The sequence below is a fragment of the Thermomonospora curvata DSM 43183 genome (assembly GCF_000024385.1).
GTDB lineage: Bacteria > Actinomycetota > Actinomycetes > Streptosporangiales > Streptosporangiaceae > Thermomonospora > Thermomonospora curvata.
This window is the reverse complement of the sequence record NC_013510.1, coordinates 583,635-599,452: the sequence shown is the minus strand read 5'-3', so window position 1 is coordinate 599,452 and position 15,818 is coordinate 583,635. Positions and strand designations below refer to the sequence as shown.

Sequence of the window (15,818 nt, the reverse complement as noted above, 5' to 3'; positions counted from 1 at the left end):
TCCGGCCGGTCATCGCGCACCCGCCCGGGTCGGCCGCGGAGCCTGCGCGAGCAGTTCGCCCACCCGGGCGGCGGCGGCGGTCATGATGTCGAGGTTGCCTGCCCATGGCGGCAGGTAGTCGCCGTTGCCCCGCACCTCCAGGAACACCGCGACCCGGGCCATGCCCTTCCAGATGTCGCGGGGCTGGTCGTACTGGGGTTCGGTGCGCAGGGTGTAGCCGGGCACGTACCGGGCCACCTCGGCCACCATCTCCTCGATGGAGGCGGTGATCGCGTCGGTGTCGGCGTCGGGCGGGATGGCGCAGTACACCGTGTCCCGCATGATCATCGGTGGTTCCACCGGGTTGAGGATGATGATCGCCTTGCCGCGGGCGGCCCCGCCCACCTGCTCGATGGCGGCGGCGGTGGTCTCGGTGAACTCGTCGATGTTGGCGCGGGTGCCCGGCCCGGCCGACCGGGAGGCGATCGCCGCCACGATCTCGGCGTAGGCCACCGGGACCACCCGGGAGACCGCGTGCACGATCGGGATGGTGGCCTGCCCACCGCAGGTGATCATGTTGACGTTGGGGGCGTCCAGGTGCTCGGTGAGGTTCACCGGCGGGCACACCAGCGGGCCGACCGCCGCGGGGGTCAGGTCGATCGCGGTGATCCCGGCCTCGGCGTAGCGGGGGGCGTTGGCCAGGTGCGCCTTGGCCGAGGTCGCCTCGAACACCAGGTCGGGCAGTTCGTCCTGCTCAAGCAGCCAGTCCACGCCTTCGGCGGAGGCCTCCACGCCCAGTTTCCGGGCGCGGGCCAGGCCTTCTGAGGCCGGGTCCACCCCGACCATGTAGCGCACCTCGATGTGCTCGCTGCGCTGCAGCTTGATCAGCAGGTCGGTGCCGATGTTCCCGGGGCCGACGATCGCCGCCACGGCCTTGCCCATCACCGCTCCCCTTCCGCGTCCGCGAACACCGCCGTGACCTTGCCCAGCCCGCACCCGAAGGAGGCGGTGACGGTCTGCCCGGGACGCACCTCGATCGCCGGGGTCACCGAGCCGGGCAGCACCACATGGCCGGCCTCCAGCACCACTCCCAGCGGGCCGACCGTGTTGGCCAGCCACACCAGGGCGTTCAGCGGCGAGCCCAGCACCGCGCCGCCCGCCCCGGTGGCCGCCACTTCGCCGTTGCGCTGCAGCACGCAGCCCACCAGCCGCAGGTCCAGCTCCTCCAGCCGGACGGGACGCCCGCCGAGCACCACCCCGCCCGAGGAGGCGTTGTCGGCGATGGTGTCGGGCAGGGCGATCCGCCAGTCGCGGACGCGGGAGTCGATGATCTCCAGCGCGGGCAGCACGAAGTCCACCGCGGCGGCGGCCTCCGCGACGGTCACGCCGGGGCCGGCCAGCGGCGCCCGCAGCACGAACGCCACCTCCGGCTCCACCTTGGGCTGCAGGAACCGCCCGGCCGGGATCGGCGTGCCCTCCAGCAGGAACATCGAGTCCATCAGGTGGCCGTAGTCGGGCTGATCGACGCCCAGCTGACGCTGCATCGCCGCCGACGACAGCCCCACCTTGTGCCCCTTGACGCGGGCGCCGTCCGCCCGCCACCGCTCCACCTGAAGCAACTGGACGGCGTAGGCGTCCTGCACGGTCATGTCGGGGAACTTCTCCGTCGGCGGCTCGACCGGGACACCGGTCCGGTAGGCCGTCAGCAGTTCCTCGGCCACCAGCCGCCGCGTCGTCGCGTCCATCCCTCACCTCCCCTGCTCCCGGGGTCCGGACGGGCGTGTTCCCCGCCCTCCGCAGACGCTAGGAAGCGGGAGGGGGCTGCGGCGGATTCGTTCCGTACTCCGGAACGATCACAGGCACAGGATGCGGGAGAGCCGGTGCGCGGCGGCGCCGGCCAGGCGGGCGTGCCGCTCCACCGAGCCGAGCACCTCGGCGGTCGGCCCGACCAGCGAGATCGCCGCGCGGGCCCGCCCGGTGTGGTCGCGCACCGGGGCCGCCACCGAGGTCAGCCCGTGCTTGGCCTCATCGCTGTTGACCGCGTACCCGACCCGGCGCACCTTGGCCAGCTCCCGGTCGAAACGCGCCGCGTCCGGGATGGAGCGGCTGGTCAGGCGGGTGAATCCGGCGGCGGCGCGGGCGCGGGCCACCGCCGGGTCGAAGGCCGCGATCACCTTGCCGGAGCTGGTGCAGTGCGCCGGCAGCCGGCGGCTGACCCCGTGGAACAGCCGCATGCCCCGCAGGCTGTGCAGCCGTTCCAGGTAGATGATCTCCGGCCCGTCGGGCACGGCCAGGTGGATGGTGCAGCCGGTGCGCTCGCGCAGCTCCTCCAGCAGCGGCAGCGCGGCCTGGTGCAGATCGGTGCGGCTGACCGCCAGCTGGCCCAGCTCATAGAGGTGGAAGCCGAGCCGGTAGTGCCCGGTCTGCGGGTTCTGTTCGGCGAAGCCGCGGGCGCACAGGGTGGTCAGCAGCCGGTGCGCGGTGGATTTGGCCACCCCCAGCCGGCGCGCGATGTCGGCCACTCCCAGCTCGTCTTCGGTGAGGAAGCAGTCCAGCAGGTCCAGGGCCCGCAGCACCGATCGCAGCCCGCCGTCCACCCCGTCCCGGCCCGCCGGCCGTACCGACCCGCTGTGTGAAGCATCCGCCCTGATCATGGGCGCCACCTCTCGCTGTGCTGGGCTCTATCACCCATTTCACCCGGCCGTAACGCCATAGACATTCACCCGCAATCCGGCCACCATACAAGCCATGTGTGCCGCTCAGCGGAACGAAGCCGCGCCGACCGTCATCGCCCGGGCGGCCGCGCTGCTGTCGGCCTTCGGCCCGGGCGATGACGTGCTGGGCGTGTCGGAGTTGGCCCGCCGCACCGGGCTGGCCAAGTCCACCGTGTACCGGCTGACCCGGGAGCTGGTGCGCAGCGGCCTGCTGGAACGGTCGGGCACGGGCCTGCGGCTGGGCCTGCGGTTGTTCGAGCTGGGGCAGCGGGTGCCGCGGCAGCGGGATTTGCGCTCGGCGGCGCTGCCGTTCATGGAGGACCTGCGCGAGGCCACCCGCCAGATCGTGCACCTGGCCGTGCTGGACGGCACCGAGATGGTCTACCTGGAGATCCTGCGCAGCCCGGACGCCCCCGCACCGCCGTCCCGGGTGGGCGGGCGGCTGCCCGCCCACGCCACCGGGGTCGGCAAGGCGGCGCTGGCGTTCTCGCCGCCGGAGGTGACGGACGCGGTGATCGCCGCCGGGCTGCGCCGGCTGACCCGCCGCACCATCGTGCAGCCCGGCCTGCTGCGCCAGGAACTGGAGACCATCCGGCAGCAGGGCTGCGCCTTCGACCGCGAGGAGTCCGCCGACGGGGTGGTGTGCGCCGCCTGCCCCGTCTTCGGCCCGGACGGGACGGTGGCGGGCGCGCTGTCGATCTCGGGGTGGAGCGCCCGGATGAACCTGGACCGGGTGGCCCCGGCGGTGCGCACCGCCGCCCTGGCGCTGTCCCGCAAGCTGCGGGAGTCGCGCTGAGCCCCTCCCTACGGCCCTATCTCACCGAGCGAGCCGGTGACGGCCCGCCTCAGTCATCGGTCAAAAACTCCAGCACCAGCCGGTTGAACTCGGCGGCGTGCTCGATCTGCGTCCAGTGGCCGCAGCGTCCGAACACATGCAGCCGGGAGTCCTCGATCAGGTGCAGCAGCCGCAGCGAGGTCTCCAGCGGGATCACCCGGTCGTCGCGGCCGTGCACCAGCAGGGTGCGGTGCGGCAGCGCCTTCAACTCCTCTTCCGGGGTGACCAGAGCGTCCACCCAGCGCTGGCGGGGGGCCGGGAACATCGCGCGGAAGGACTCCTGGAACCCCGGCCGGATGCTGGCCCGGTAGCGGACCTCGGCCAGCTCGTCGGTGACCAGCTCACGCGAGTAGGCGAAGATGTCCAGCAGCCGGCGCATGGCCTCCAGCGAGGGCTCATACCCCCACACCGCGTCCAGTCCCGGCGTGATGGGGAAGGGCACCCCGGCGCTGCCCATCAACACCAGGCGGTGCACCCGGTCGGGGTGGCGGGCGGCCACGCGCAGCGCGATGGCCCCGCCGAAGCTGTTGCCCACCAGCGAGGCCCTCGGCAGGGACAGCGCGTCCATGAACCCGAGGATCTGGTCGGCCCACACCTCCACGCCGTAGCGCTGCCCGGGCGGGCGCTCGGTGTGGCCGAACCCGACCATGTCGGGGGCCAGCGCGCGCAGCCGGGCGCCGAGGGCGGGCAGGGTGAGACGCCAGTTGGCGTAGGCGGTGACGCCGGGACCGGAACCGTGGATGAGGATCACCGGTTCGCCCGAGCCGGCCTCCAGATAATTGGTGCGGATCCCGTTCGCCACGACCGTCCGGCCGATCTCCGGCTCCTCCACCGCCGTCACCTCCTCATCAGCGGGCTGCGCACCCCGCGTCCCGCCTTGTCCGCGGTGTCGTAGAAGTCCTCGCGGTAGATGTCGCGAGGGAACAGGCGCTTGGACATCAAGGTCTTGATCGCCGCCTCCACCATCGGCGGCGGCCCGCACACATAGGCCACATGCCCCCGGTAGGTGTCGGTGTCGGCCGCCATGACGTCGGTGACCAGGCCGTGCCGGTAGCCGGGGGCCGACTCCTCCGACAGGCACGGCACGTAGCGGAACCGGTCGGCGTGCTCGTCCTCCAAGGCCCGCAGATATTCCACGTCGTACATGTGGGCCTGGGTGCGGCCGCCGTGGAAGAGCACCATCCTCCGCTCGGCGCCGCTGTCGAGCACATGGCGGATCATCGACTTGAGCGGGGCGAGCCCGGTGCCGCCGGCGATCAGCACGGCCGGTTCGGTGCGCTCGGGCCGCCAGAAGAAACGCCCGTAGGGGCCCGACAGCGCGACCTGATCTCCGGCGCGCAGGGTTTTGAACACCCATCCGTCGGTGGCGGCGCCGCCGGGGGTGCGGCGGATGTTCAGCTCGATCCGGTCGGGCCGAGAGGGCGGGTTGGCCATCGAGTAGCTGCGGTCGCCCCGCCCGTCCGGCAGGCGCAGCGAGATGTACTGGCCGGGGTTGAAGGCGATGGGCCGATCCAGGTCGATCAGCACCCGGCGGGTGTCCAGCGCGCAGTCCTCCACGGCCGCGACGGTGCCGGTGAAGTCCTGCACCGGGTAGGTGGTGACGCCGGGTTCGAGGTCCACATCGCCCTCGATCACCACGTCCGAGCGCGGTCTGGCGCAGCACAGCAGGGTCCGGCCCTCGTCGCGTTCGAAGTCCATCAGCGCGAACGCCGACGCCTCGCCGTGATCGACCTCCCCTTCCAGGACCTCGGCCTTGCAGGTGCCGCAGGTGCCGTGGGTGCAGGCGTGCGGCAGCCAGATCCCGGCGCGCAGGCAGGCGTCCAGGATCGTCTGGTCCTCCCGGCACTCCAGCTCCTGGCCGACCGGTTCGACGGTGACGCGGTGCGTCTTCGGCATGGCTCTCCTCTCTGTGACCTGGCGCGGTGCAGGGCGGGACGGCCCCGTCCGGGCGGTCCCCTGGCGACCCGGACGGGGCCCGGCCGGGCGCCTGCGCAGGCGCCCGGCCCTGTTCCCCGCCTGGGAGGGGGGTCAGGTCACGACCGTGGTGAACCGGTCGTTGAGCTCGCGGTCGATGTAGAAGATGCCCTTGCCGAGCTGGTCGGCCGTCCAGGTGATGGTCGGGAAGTCCGGGTAGGTGATGTAGCCGCCGGAGAAGACCTCGTTGCGGTTACCGGCGGGGTCGAAGAAGTAGATGGTGGTGCCCCGGGTGATGCCGTGCCGGGTCGGGCCGATGTCCACCGACACGTCGTTCATCGAGAACAGGTCGCCGGCGTGCAGGATGTCGTTCCAGTCATTGAGGTAGTAGGCGAAGTGGTGCAGCTTGCCGTTGGCCCCCTCGATGAAGGCGATGTCGTGGGGGGTGTTGGTGCAGAACATCCAGGTGCCGATGGTCTTGCCGTTCTCGCCCAGCTCGGTGACGGCCCGCTCGGCGACGCCGAAGTCCAGGCACTCGGTGAAGAACCGCTCCAGCAGCCCCACGTCCTCGCAGGTCAGCAGGGCGTGGTCGATGCGGGGCACGCCGACGCCCACCAGGTGGGCGGGGAACGGGTCGGGGTTGACCGTGCCGGTCTCGGTGCCGGTGACCTCGATGTCGGCGTACAGCTCCAGCACGTGCTCCGACGGCAGGAAGATCCGTACGCCGTCGCCCACCGCCAGGTTGTCCCCTTTGCTCATCCGCTCGGTGGTGCAGCCGAACGCCTGGGCGCGGCGCTCGAAGTCCTCCAGGTCCTCAGAGCGGGCGACCTTGTAGCCGAGCTTGGTGAGGCCGACGCCGCCGGCCTCCAGCACCACCGAGTGGTGGTCGTACTCGTCCCACGCCTTGTAGTACACGCGGCCGTCCTCCTCGTGGACCAGCCGCATGCCCAGCGTCCCTCCGTAGTGGGCCTTGGCCTCCTCCAGGTCGGTGACCTTCGCGTGGACGTAGCCCAGTCGCATGACGCCCATCAGCGCTCTCCTTTGGTGGAAGGGGGGGTGGTGGAAACGCCGGCGATACCGGCGAGCAGGGGGGCGACGCAGCGCAGGCGCGCGTCGTCCGGCAGGTGGATGACCACGTCGCTGACCGGGACGGCCCGGCAGGTCAGGCATTCCGGCTCGGGCGGCAGGGCCTCGTCGGCGACGGCTCCCCGGTGGGTCACCTCGCCGTCGACGACCTCGGCCTTGCAGATTCCGCAGCCGCCGCGCCGGCAGCCGATCCGGTAGGTGTAGCCCGCCCGGTGCAGGCCGGCCAGGATGGTCTCTCCGGGTCGCAGGGCCAGCCGGATGCCGGCCGGCCGTACGGTGACCTCGGCCATCTCAGACCTCGAACTCGAGCAGGCTCTTATGTCCCACGCCGAGTTCGGCCAGCGTCCGGTCGGCCTCGGGGGTGAACTCGCGCCCGTCCAGCACCCACTTGCGCGGGGAGCCGGGGAGGTAGTCCGGGTCGGAGGACGCCCACGGGTCCACCATCTGGGTGAGGAAGTCTCCCCAGGTCATCGCCTTGGGGGCGCGGAAGCAGGCGGCGGAGCAGAACATCATGTTGCCGCGCCACAGCACGTGGACGAGCTGGTCGTCGCCGTACAGCTCGGCCCGGGAACGGGAGGGGAAGTCGTAGTCCTCGGTGATCGCGCGTACCGGCATCTGTCAGCCCTTCGCTCCGGCAGTGGCGTGCCACCGCAGCCAGTTGTCGTGGTCCCGGGAGCCGAGGTACTCGCCGTTGTCACCGTCGGTGATGCCGTACCACTCCAGCACCTCCGGCACGGTGGGGCCCCCGCAGTTGCCCTGGTGGATCTGGTGCACCGGCAGCCAGGCCTGCACGTACTTCTCCGGCTCCCGGTCGAAGATCCACTTGCAGCCGTCGGAGCAGAAGTCGAAGCGCTCCCCGCGGTAGATGCTGTGCCGCTGGCAGATGCGGGTCGGGTCGCCCGGCTCGGTGAAGGTCATCGGGATCTGGCACACCTGGCACAGTTGCGGCAGACCCTGGAAGAAGAACCGGCCGCCCTCCTGCTGGATCTTGCGGGCCCGCTCCCACAGCGGGGCGTAGTAGCGGTCGAAGGTCTTGGGGTACTGCTCCGACAGCCACCGCATCTCTTCCGGCTCGGGCACGGTGGTGGTGAAGGCGGCGGCGAAGGAGAACTGGTAGAGCACCCAGTAGACCTGGTGGGAGATGAGCTCCTTTTCCTCCACGGCCTGCCCGACGTGCCGGGGCGGCTGGATCCCGTAGTAGGCCAGGTCGGGGAAGAGCCCGCCGAGCATCTGCTCCTCGAAGTAGAGCTCGAAGGCCTCCTTCCAGCTCATCACCTTCCGGGGGAGCATGTAGTCCATCATCGCGGCGACCAGCGAGGCCAGCCGGTACCCCCGCCAGAACCACTTGTCGATCCAGTCCTGGATGATCGGCACGTTGCCCTCGTCCTGCTCCAGCAGGAACTTGATGGCCTCCAGGCCCAGCGTCATGTGCCGGCTCTCATCGCTTTGCGCCGAGAAGCCGAAGGTCATCGAGGGCAGGTCGCCGTTGAAGCTGGCGCCGCTCATGAACGGCACGAACAGCAGGTTGGTCAGCAGGTACTCGAAGCTGAAGGAGATCGCGATGAGGAATTCGAACGGGCCGGCCGACAGCGCGTCGTCAAAGAACGACTTGGGCACCGACAGGTACCAGACCCGGTCGTGCATCTTGGCGAAGCTGTGGAAACCGGAGTAGTACCGGTTGTAGCCCGACAGCGTGTGGATCTGGGTCTGCGCGTGCCGCAGCTCGTCGATGCTCTGGCACAGGGCGGCGAACCGGGGACCTGCCCCGTCCAGGTAGCGGGCCAGGAAGGCGAAGTGCCGGTGCGCCTGGTACTCCAGCGGGGTCACGCCCTGCAGGAAGAGCTTCATCGAGTTCAGGTAGCGGGCGTCCGACAGGCTCAGGTGGCCCTGGCTCTGGGCGAAGCCGTCCAGCACCGCATACAGCCGCCGGTCCTTTTCCGCCTGGTACTTGTGGTAGGCGTCCACGGTGAGGCGGAACGGGTCCTCCCACTGCGACCAGTCGTGGATCTTGATGCCCTCGAACCGGGTGTAGGGGAAGACCTCCTCGGCGGGGACGTAGGTGGGCTCCCAGTGCACGTCGCGGGTCAGCGCCGCATAGCGCTGCTTGAGCGGAAGTCGTTTCGCCATGGTCCTCAGTGGCTCCACTTGATGACGATCTGGTCGTCGTCCCACTCGTCCACATGGCCGTAGTAGGAGACGATCGACAGCTGGAACTCGTGGGTCTCCCAGGGCCGGCCGAGCAGCTCCTCGACCGTCTCTCTGCGGATCACCAGCGTCCCGGGGGTCTGGATCTTGATCAGGCCCGGCAGGTGCCGGATGGTGGCGTCGGGGTTGTCCTTTGCGATCGCCTCGACGACGTAGCGGGTCTCCTCGTTGTTTTGCTGCAGGTCGACCCCCACGGTGCGGGGCCGTCCGGTGGCGGGGGCGGTGCCGGTCATGCCTGCTCCTTGTGCTGGGTGGGGATGCCGGCGGCGGCCAGGTCCGCGCGCAGCCGCTCGGCCTGTTCCTCGGCGGCGGCCCGGGCGCCGGTGTCGACGGCCGCGTCGGCGGCGGCGGCCAGGTTCGCCACGGCCGACACCGCCTGCGGCAGGCGGCGACGGACGATGGCGGCCAGCGCCTCGGTGTTGGCGGCGCCGTGTTCGCTGTCGCCGGTCCAGGCGGCCACCAGGGCGTCCACCCACTTGCGGTGATCGGTGAACCAGGCGTGCAGGTGCTGGGCCACCAGGCTCAGCGCGCTCTGCCCGGCGGCCAGTGCGGCGTTGTCCAGGTGCCGGTACAGCAGCGGGTACAGCAGCCGGTCGGCCAGGTCCAGGGCGAACGCGCTGACCGCCCAGTCCCGCTCCACCAGCAGCTCTTCCACGTAGCGGCGCAGCGGCTGCAGCTCGGCCCGCTCCAGCCAGCTTTGGCGGGCCTCGGTCAGCGGGCCGGTGTCCCCCTCGCCGAGCGCCAGCCCGACGCGGCTGAGCATCTGGGCGTTGCCGATCCGGTCGAAGGCGGCGTACGACAGGCACTGCTCCACGCTGGTGCCGTAGGCGAAGCGGGCGCCCTCGGCGGAGATCAGCTGGGCCCCGCCCTCGTAGTGCCGTATCGGCAGCAGCGCCGCGATCATCAGGTCCCGCCACTCCTGCGCCATCCGGCCGAACAGCCCGTGGTCGTCGATGTAGTCGAGGGTGCGGCTGAAGGCGTCGAACATCTGGGCCCGGGCGGTGACGTAGGGCGCGTAGTAGTACTGCCGGGGGTCGGCGAAGGAGTAGGGGTCGGTGAGCTTGAGCACCGAGTAGCCCGGGTCGTACAGCTCGTGGGCGGGGTCCCACAGCGGCCGGTAGTGGAAGTGCTCGGTCGCCTGCAGATCGACCGTGCCCTCCTCGTAGCGGGAGGCGGGCCGGTCGCCGCGTCGCTCCACCAGAGGGGTGTAGGTCGCTCGGACCGGTTCGATCACCTGGGTCCGCAGTTCATACTGCACTCGATACCTCCTTAGGGGTGGCGCGCGTCCGGTCCGGCCACGCCCGCCAGCAGGCGCAGGATGAGGTCTGCGACGTCATCGGGCCCGGCCAGCTCGATGGCCGGGCCGGCCTGCTCGGCCTCTCCGGGGACGGACCAGTGCAGCCGGGCCCGTGCGACCCCGTCGGCATAAGTGGTGCGCACCTGCGCCCGGCGATCCCGGATGCTCAGCACGAACCCCAGGACTCCGGCGCCGGTGTCGTCCTCCAGGACGATGTGCTCGCCGAAGTCGGCCAGCACGGCGTTGGCCTCGCAGACCAGTTGCTCGGCCAGGGAGCGCACGGCGACCTGACGTTCGGTTCCCACGCTGACGGAGCGGGGCTCACTGGGTACGGTGCGGGGACGGCCGGCCTCGTCGGGGGCCTGGCACGTCTGCGCGACCGCGACCATGAACGGCGTCATGTGAACACGATCACGTCCAGGTTCGGCCGTGTCCGCAACCGTTCCTCACTGCGGAACACCGGCGGCGCGAAGGTATCGGAACGCCGCCGGGAGCATGGCCCCGCGGGCCGCCGGGCGGCCCGCGGGGAGAACCCCGCTACCGGGGCCTGCGCTGACCTGGGTTCTGCCGTTCGCGGCGGACGATGGTCTTGCGGCCCTTGATGGTGGTGCGGCGCAGCGCGTCGATGACCTCGTCGGCGGCGTGCTCGGGGACCTCCACCAGGGAGAAGCGGTCGGCGATCTCGATGGCGCCGATGTCGCGGCCGCGCAGGCTGGACTCGCCGGCGATCGCGCCGACCAGATCCTGCGGGCGGACCCCGGCGCGCCGGCCGACGCCCAGAAACAGCCGGGTCATGCCCTCCGGCGGCGGGCCCGCCGCGCGCCGCTCGCGGCGCGGGCCGCCGTCGCGGCCCTCCCGGGGCGGGCGGTGGGCGACCTCGGGGATCTCCTCCTCGTCACCGGCCGCGCCGCCGGCTTCCTGGGCCAGCTTGACGGCGGCCATGGCGACCTCCATGACGTCGAACTCGTCGCTGAGGGTCTCCACCACGACCCGGTAGGGCTCCAGGTCGTCGGTCAGCAGGCTCTCGCGCAGCGCGGCGCGGGTCAGTTCCAGGCGGCGGGCGCGCAGGTCGGCGACGGTGGGGATCTTCTCGATGGTGATCTTGTGGCCGGTGGCGCGTTCGATCGACTTGAGCATGCGGTGCTCGCGGGGCTCGGCCAGCGTGAAGGCCACGCCCTCGCGTCCGGCCCGGCCGACCCGGCCGATGCGGTGCACGTAGGAGTCCGGGTCGGAGGGGACGTGGTAGTTGACCACGTGGGTCAGGTGTTCGACGTCGATGCCGCGGGCGGCCACGTCGGTGGCGATGAGCAGTTCGGCGGTCCCGGCGCGCAGCCGGCCCATGACCCGGTCGCGCTGGTCCTGGCTCATCCCGCCGTGCAGGGCCTCGGCGCGGTAGCCGCGGCCGTTGAGCATCTCGGTCAGCTCATCGACCTGGTCGCGGGTGCGGCAGAAGACGATGGCGGCGGTGGGGGCCTCCACGTCCAGCAGCCGGCCGAGGGCGGCGGGCTTGTGGGCGCGGTCCACCACGTAGGCGCGCTGGCGCACCAGCGGGGGCCGGCCGACCTCGCGTTCGGGGCGCGCTATCTCGATGCGGACGGGCTCGCGCAGGTGGCGGCGGGCGATGCCGTCGATGCGGGGCGGGACGGTGGCCGAGAACAGCACCGTCTGCCGCTGGGGCGGGGTCTGGGCGAGGATGGCCTCGATGTCCTCGGCGAAGCCCATGTCGAGCATCTCGTCGGCCTCGTCCAGCACCACGGTGCGCAGCCGCGCCAGGCGCAGCACGTCGCGGTCGATGAGGTCCAGGGCCCGTCCGGGGGTGGCGACCACCACGTCCACGCCGCGCTTGAGCACCTGGATCTGCCGTCCGATGGGGGCGCCGCCGTAGACCGGCAGCACCCGCACGCCCATTTCGCGTCCGTAGCGGTGGAAGGCGTCGGCGACCTGCACGGCCAGCTCGCGGGTGGGGACGAGGACCAGCGCGCCGGGGTCGGGTTCGTCAGCGGGCCGGGGGGTGCGGTGCAGGATCGGCAGTGCGAAGGCGGCCGTCTTGCCGGTGCCGGTGGCGGCCTGGCCGAGCAGGTCGCGCCCGGCCAGCAGGTGCGGGATCGCCTCGCGCTGGATGGGGGTGGGCTCTTCGTATCCCAGGCCCGCCAGCGCCGTCAGCAGCTCGGGCCGCAACTGCAGATCGGCGAAACCGGTGGTCTCGCCGGTCGTCGTGATGGTCATTGAACTCCTCGTCCAGCCTCGCATCCGCCAAGGCGCCGCTTCCCACCTGCTCGGGGGAAAAGCCGCGAGGCAGGCCCGGCGTGCGGACCTGCCTCGCAGGCATGTCACATTTTCTCCGGCCTGCGCCGCTTCGGTGACCGCGAGCGCCGCAAAGGTGCCGGACTCGTCTCAGAGCGCGCGGACCACGTCGGCCTGCAGCCCCTTGGGGCCCTGCACGGCGGTGTACTCGACGCGCTGTTCCTCCACCAGGGTGCGGAAGCCGCGCATCTGGATGGCCGAGTGGTGGACGAAGATGTCGGCGGAGCCGTCATCGGGGGAGATGAAGCCGAACCCCTTGTCGGGGTTGAACCACTTCACGGTTCCCTGAGCCATTCGGGTGTCTCCTTCGTGGATGATCTTGTGGACCGGCACGGACGTGCCGGTTTGGCCTACGGCCGCACACCATCGAAGGACTTGATCGGCCCCCGAACGGCGAAGCGCCCGCTCGTCAAACCCTGCGGCGCTTACACGTTCGCAAACTTCGACTGCAACCACAGGCTACAGCGTCCGGGGAGCCGTGGATATTCCCACGGCCTCGATCGGGCGCGGTGAGCGTGTTGCGATCAACTCGTTGCACGCGCCCTCTCCCGGAGCTCCACCCGACGAAGTACCTTCTTACTTACCACGTGGAGAGCCCGGCCTTCCCCGCTTCGCTCTCTTCATCCCGTTCGTGCGCACCCTGGGCACCCGTAACCCTTTTGGCGATCTGTCGATAAGTATTGGCAGATCGCCAATAAGTCTCTAGGGTGATCCAGGACACGTGGGACGGGGGTGCCCGCACAGCGCCGTGGCCGTGATCACCCCCGCTGAACTCCGCGCCGGACGCCGCGGCGTCCCGAGGGCATGGAGGGGGTGAACGCGATGGTCATGGCACAGGTCCCGGTACGGATCCACGGGCTGCTCAACCAGGTCGGCGAGCTGTTCGTGGTCGCCCTGGAAGGGCTGCGGCGCACCTGGGACGTGCGGACCTGGTTCTGGGAATTCGTCGAGCAGTGCTGGTTCCTGGCCCGGGTCACCAGCATCCCGGTGATCTTGGTGGCGCTGCCGCTGGGCGCCACCGTGGCGCTGCAGGTCGGCCAGGTCGCCGCGCAGCTGGGCGCCCAGTCGGCCACCGGCGGCGCGGTGATCGTGGGCCTGGTCCGGGAGGTCGCCCCGATCGCGGCGGCGATGATCATCGCGGGGGCCGGCGGCTCGGCGATGACCGCCGACATGGGCACCCGCCGCATCCGCGACGAGCTGGACGCCATGGAGGTCATGGCGATCAACCCGATCCACCGGCTGGTCACCCCGCGGCTGTGGGCCGCCAGCCTGATCTCCACCCTGCTGGTGTCGCTGGTGGTGCTGTCGGGCGCGGCCGGCGGGTTCGTGTTCAACGTGCTGCTGCAGGACGTCACCCCCGGCGCCTACTTCGACGGCGCCACCTCGCTGCTGCAGACCTCCGACCTGGTGGTCACCCTGCTCAAGGCCTGGCTGTTCGGCATGATCGCCGGGATCGTGGCCTGCTACATGGGCATGAACTGCGCCTCCACCCCCGTGGGAGTGGGCCGGGCGGTCAACCAGGCCATCGTGGTGGCCTTCCTGCTGGTGTTCGCCCTCAACTACGTGATCACCACGGTCTACTTCATCGCCTACCCCCCGAAGATCGGATGAGCGGAATCATCACCCCCACCCGCGCCGTGCGCGGCGGTGCGCGGATGGCGAGCACCGCGGTGCACCGGACGGCGGACCTGGCCGGCTGGCCGGTGTTCATCCTCCGGGTGATCGTCCACATCGCCGTCGACCTGATCTGGCGCCGCAAATACGGCAAGGTCGTCGCCCGTCAGGTCAGCGACGTGGTGGTGGGCGCCGGGGCCACCGTGGTCGGCGGCGGCATGGTCTTCGTGATCTTCACCATGTCGTTCTTCGTCGGCACCGAGATCGGGCTGCAGGGCTACACCGGGCTGCGCTCCATCGGCGCCGAGTCGTTCATGGGGCTGGTCGGCTCGTTCGCCAACGTCCGCGAGATCACCCCGGTGATCGCCGCGGTGGCGCTGGCCGCCCAGTGCGGCTCGGCCTTCACCGCCGAGCTGGGCGCCATGCGCATCTCCGAGGAGATCGACGCCCTGGAGGTGATGGGCATCAGCTCCTTCACCTACCTGGTGTGCACCCGGGTGCTGGCGGCGCTGATCGCGCTGGTGCCGCTGTACCTGATCGCGCTGTTCGCCAGCTTCTTTTCCACCCGGCTGATCACCACCCAGTTCTTCGGCCTGGCGCCGGGCGTCTACGACTACTACTTCCAGCTGTACCTGCCGATGATCGACCTGGTCTACAGCTCCATCAAGGTGGCGGTGTTCGCCTTCGCGGTGATCGCCATCCACTGCTACTACGGCTACTACGCCACCGGCGGGCCGGCGGGCGTGGGCCGGGCCACGGGGCGGGCCATCCGGCTGTCGATCATCGTCATCGTCACCTTGAACCTGCTGCTGTCCTACCTGTTCTGGGGCAACGGCGAGACGGTGAGGTTGACCGGATGAACGGCGAGATGTCGCTGCGCCGCAAACTGGTGATCACCGCGATCACCCTCGCCACCGCCGCGGCGCTGCTGCACGTACTACTGGCCCGGCCCTTCGCCGACCCGGGGACGCGCCTGGTGGCCGAGTTCGGACGGGCCGGGCAGGGGCTCGGCGACAACGCCCCGGTGAAGATCCGCGGCATGGACGTCGGGAAGGTCACCAAGGTCGAGCTGACCGCCGCCGGCCGGGTCCGGGTCACCATGCACATCGACCGCAAGGTGCGGGTGCCCGACACGGTCACCGCCGCCATCGAGCCCACCTCGGTGTTCGGGCCCAAATTCGTCAACCTCAAGCCCGGACCGCACGAACACAGCGGGCCGTTCCTGGCCTCCGGCGCCACCATCACCCGCACCGCCGACCCGCGCGACCTGTCGGACCTGCTGGGGGACGCAGGCGCCACGCTGGCCGCCGTGGACCCCGACGAGGTCGCCACCATCATCAACACGCTGGCCCAGGGCCTGGACGGGCAGGGCCGCAAACTGCGCCAGACCATCGACTCCACCGGCGTGCTGCTGAACGTGGCCCACCGCAACCGCGGCAACGCCCGCCGCTTCCTGGCCGACGGCGCCGACCTGGCCGAGACCGCGGCCGCCTCCGGCGGCGACCTGCTGACCATCGTCTCCGACGCCAACACCCTGATCAGCGAGACCGCCGCCGGCGGGGAGGACCGGGTGGGCCGCTTCGCCGACGGGCTGTCGCAGGTATCGGCGCTGGCCGCGGGCGGGTTCGACCGGCGCAGCGGGCAGCTCGGCGAGGGGTTCCGCTCCGGCGAGCGGGCGGTGGCGATCCTGTACTCCCAGCTCGGCCTGCTCGGCGACGGGGTGCGCGCCGCCAACCAGATCCTGCCCGCCTACGGCGAGCTGACCAGCGTGCCCGGGGTGGGCGGCAAGAACTACCTGAACGCGCACGGCTGGCTGCCCGGCAGCCCGTGTGAGCTGATCATCGGGCTGTGCGGCCGGGGAGGACGGTGA

General features: G+C 71.0%; 18 protein-coding genes. 4 read left to right on the top strand and 14 right to left on the bottom strand.

The genetic code is table 11. The annotated features are described in order from the left end of the window. Window positions 1–9: 9 nt before the first annotated feature. From TCUR_RS02630 to TCUR_RS02620, 3 genes are all read right to left on the bottom strand, one after another. Complete coding sequence (locus tag TCUR_RS02630) at window positions 10–921, bottom strand: acetaldehyde dehydrogenase (acetylating) (RefSeq protein ID WP_012850916.1); 912 nt, start codon at window positions 919–921, stop codon at window positions 10–12. Then, window positions 921–1,724, bottom strand: coding sequence for a 2-keto-4-pentenoate hydratase (locus TCUR_RS02625; protein WP_012850915.1), 804 nt, complete (start codon window positions 1,722–1,724; stop codon window positions 921–923). The genes TCUR_RS02630 and TCUR_RS02625 overlap by 1 nt, the downstream gene beginning before the upstream one ends. A 108-nt stretch (window positions 1,725–1,832) precedes the next feature. Continuing rightward, complete coding sequence (locus tag TCUR_RS02620; RefSeq protein WP_148232904.1) at window positions 1,833–2,633, bottom strand: IclR family transcriptional regulator; 801 nt, start codon at window positions 2,631–2,633, stop codon at window positions 1,833–1,835. A gap of 94 nt (window positions 2,634–2,727) precedes the next feature. Here TCUR_RS02620 and TCUR_RS02615 point away from each other — a divergent pair, with 94 nt between their 5' ends. Next, window positions 2,728–3,489: an IclR family transcriptional regulator gene (locus TCUR_RS02615; RefSeq protein WP_012850913.1), complete on the top strand. Its 762-nt coding sequence runs from the start codon at window positions 2,728–2,730 to the stop codon at window positions 3,487–3,489. Window positions 3,490–3,538: 49 nt separating this feature from the next. Here TCUR_RS02615 and TCUR_RS26855 read toward each other — a convergent pair whose 3' ends face one another. From TCUR_RS26855 to TCUR_RS02560, 11 genes are all read right to left on the bottom strand, one after another. Further along, window positions 3,539–4,369, bottom strand: coding sequence for an alpha/beta fold hydrolase (locus TCUR_RS26855; RefSeq protein WP_169312966.1), 831 nt, complete (start codon window positions 4,367–4,369; stop codon window positions 3,539–3,541). After that, window positions 4,366–5,424 carry an NADH:ubiquinone reductase (Na(+)-transporting) subunit F gene (locus TCUR_RS02605; RefSeq protein WP_012850911.1) on the bottom strand — a complete coding sequence of 353 codons (1,059 nt, stop codon included), beginning with the start codon at window positions 5,422–5,424 and terminating at the stop codon, window positions 4,366–4,368. The genes TCUR_RS26855 and TCUR_RS02605 overlap by 4 nt, the downstream gene beginning before the upstream one ends. 132 nt (window positions 5,425–5,556) lie before the next feature. Next, a complete protein-coding gene (locus tag TCUR_RS02600) occupies window positions 5,557–6,471 on the bottom strand; it encodes a catechol 2,3-dioxygenase (RefSeq protein WP_012850910.1) in 915 nt (304 codons plus the stop codon). Then, a complete protein-coding gene (locus TCUR_RS02595; protein WP_012850909.1) occupies window positions 6,471–6,818 on the bottom strand; it encodes a 2Fe-2S iron-sulfur cluster-binding protein in 348 nt (115 codons plus the stop codon). The genes TCUR_RS02600 and TCUR_RS02595 overlap by 1 nt, the downstream gene beginning before the upstream one ends. Window position 6,819: 1 nt before the next feature. Beyond that, window positions 6,820–7,143, bottom strand: coding sequence for a phenol hydroxylase subunit P4 (locus TCUR_RS02590; RefSeq protein ID WP_012850908.1), 324 nt, complete (start codon window positions 7,141–7,143; stop codon window positions 6,820–6,822). Between the two features lie 3 nt (window positions 7,144–7,146). Beyond that, window positions 7,147–8,655 carry a YHS domain-containing protein gene (locus TCUR_RS02585; protein WP_012850907.1) on the bottom strand — a complete coding sequence of 503 codons (1,509 nt, stop codon included), beginning with the start codon at window positions 8,653–8,655 and terminating at the stop codon, window positions 7,147–7,149. Window positions 8,656–8,660: 5 nt separating this feature from the next. Then, window positions 8,661–8,966, bottom strand: a complete 306-nt coding sequence (locus TCUR_RS02580) for an MmoB/DmpM family protein (RefSeq protein WP_012850906.1) — start codon at window positions 8,964–8,966, stop codon at window positions 8,661–8,663. After that, on the bottom strand, window positions 8,963–9,991 hold the full coding sequence (locus tag TCUR_RS02575; RefSeq protein WP_012850905.1) for a ferritin family protein: 1,029 nt from the start codon (window positions 9,989–9,991) through the stop codon (window positions 8,963–8,965). The genes TCUR_RS02580 and TCUR_RS02575 overlap by 4 nt, the downstream gene beginning before the upstream one ends. An 11-nt stretch (window positions 9,992–10,002) precedes the next feature. Then, window positions 10,003–10,431 (bottom strand): hypothetical protein, encoded by a 429-nt coding sequence (locus TCUR_RS02570; protein WP_012850904.1) that lies wholly within the window; start codon window positions 10,429–10,431, stop codon window positions 10,003–10,005. 136 nt (window positions 10,432–10,567) lie between these two features. After that, on the bottom strand, window positions 10,568–12,256 hold the full coding sequence (locus TCUR_RS02565) for a DEAD/DEAH box helicase (RefSeq protein WP_012850903.1): 1,689 nt from the start codon (window positions 12,254–12,256) through the stop codon (window positions 10,568–10,570). A gap of 168 nt (window positions 12,257–12,424) precedes the next feature. After that, entirely contained in the window at window positions 12,425–12,628 is a 204-nt protein-coding gene (locus TCUR_RS02560; protein ID WP_012850902.1) for a cold-shock protein, read from the bottom strand. A 528-nt stretch (window positions 12,629–13,156) separates the two neighbouring features. Between TCUR_RS02560 and TCUR_RS02555 the strand changes: the two genes are divergently transcribed. Genes TCUR_RS02555 through TCUR_RS02545 form a run of 3 tightly spaced genes read left to right on the top strand, consistent with a single transcriptional unit; the run spans window position 13,157 to window position 15,818 of the window. Then, window positions 13,157–13,945, top strand: coding sequence for an MlaE family ABC transporter permease (locus tag TCUR_RS02555; protein WP_012850901.1), 789 nt, complete (start codon window positions 13,157–13,159; stop codon window positions 13,943–13,945). Continuing rightward, window positions 13,942–14,808, top strand: coding sequence for an ABC transporter permease (locus tag TCUR_RS02550; protein ID WP_012850900.1), 867 nt, complete (start codon window positions 13,942–13,944; stop codon window positions 14,806–14,808). Before TCUR_RS02555 ends, TCUR_RS02550 begins: the two co-directional genes overlap by 4 nt. Beyond that, window positions 14,805–15,818: an MCE family protein gene (locus tag TCUR_RS02545; protein ID WP_012850899.1), complete on the top strand. Its 1,014-nt coding sequence runs from the start codon at window positions 14,805–14,807 to the stop codon at window positions 15,816–15,818. The genes TCUR_RS02550 and TCUR_RS02545 overlap by 4 nt, the downstream gene beginning before the upstream one ends.

Coding starts and splice junctions, on each gene's coding strand:
- TCUR_RS02630 (WP_012850916.1), bottom strand. CDS start 921: ATGGGCAAGGCCGTGGCGGCGATCGTCGGCCCCGGGAACATCGGCACC.
- TCUR_RS02625 (WP_012850915.1), bottom strand. CDS start 1,724: ATGGACGCGACGACGCGGCGGCTGGTGGCCGAGGAACTGCTGACGGCC.
- TCUR_RS02620 (WP_148232904.1), bottom strand. CDS start 2,633: ATGATCAGGGCGGATGCTTCACACAGCGGGTCGGTACGGCCGGCGGGC.
- TCUR_RS02615 (WP_012850913.1), top strand. CDS start 2,728: ATGTGTGCCGCTCAGCGGAACGAAGCCGCGCCGACCGTCATCGCCCGG.
- TCUR_RS02605 (WP_012850911.1), bottom strand. CDS start 5,424: ATGCCGAAGACGCACCGCGTCACCGTCGAACCGGTCGGCCAGGAGCTG.
- TCUR_RS02600 (WP_012850910.1), bottom strand. CDS start 6,471: ATGGGCGTCATGCGACTGGGCTACGTCCACGCGAAGGTCACCGACCTG.
- TCUR_RS02595 (WP_012850909.1), bottom strand. CDS start 6,818: ATGGCCGAGGTCACCGTACGGCCGGCCGGCATCCGGCTGGCCCTGCGA.
- TCUR_RS02590 (WP_012850908.1), bottom strand. CDS start 7,143: ATGCCGGTACGCGCGATCACCGAGGACTACGACTTCCCCTCCCGTTCC.
- TCUR_RS02585 (WP_012850907.1), bottom strand. CDS start 8,655: ATGGCGAAACGACTTCCGCTCAAGCAGCGCTATGCGGCGCTGACCCGC.
- TCUR_RS02580 (WP_012850906.1), bottom strand. CDS start 8,966: ATGACCGGCACCGCCCCCGCCACCGGACGGCCCCGCACCGTGGGGGTC.
- TCUR_RS02570 (WP_012850904.1), bottom strand. CDS start 10,431: ATGACGCCGTTCATGGTCGCGGTCGCGCAGACGTGCCAGGCCCCCGAC.
- TCUR_RS02565 (WP_012850903.1), bottom strand. CDS start 12,256: ATGACCATCACGACGACCGGCGAGACCACCGGTTTCGCCGATCTGCAG.
- TCUR_RS02560 (WP_012850902.1), bottom strand. CDS start 12,628: ATGGCTCAGGGAACCGTGAAGTGGTTCAACCCCGACAAGGGGTTCGGC.
- TCUR_RS02555 (WP_012850901.1), top strand. CDS start 13,157: ATGGTCATGGCACAGGTCCCGGTACGGATCCACGGGCTGCTCAACCAG.
- TCUR_RS02550 (WP_012850900.1), top strand. CDS start 13,942: ATGAGCGGAATCATCACCCCCACCCGCGCCGTGCGCGGCGGTGCGCGG.
- TCUR_RS02545 (WP_012850899.1), top strand. CDS start 14,805: ATGAACGGCGAGATGTCGCTGCGCCGCAAACTGGTGATCACCGCGATC.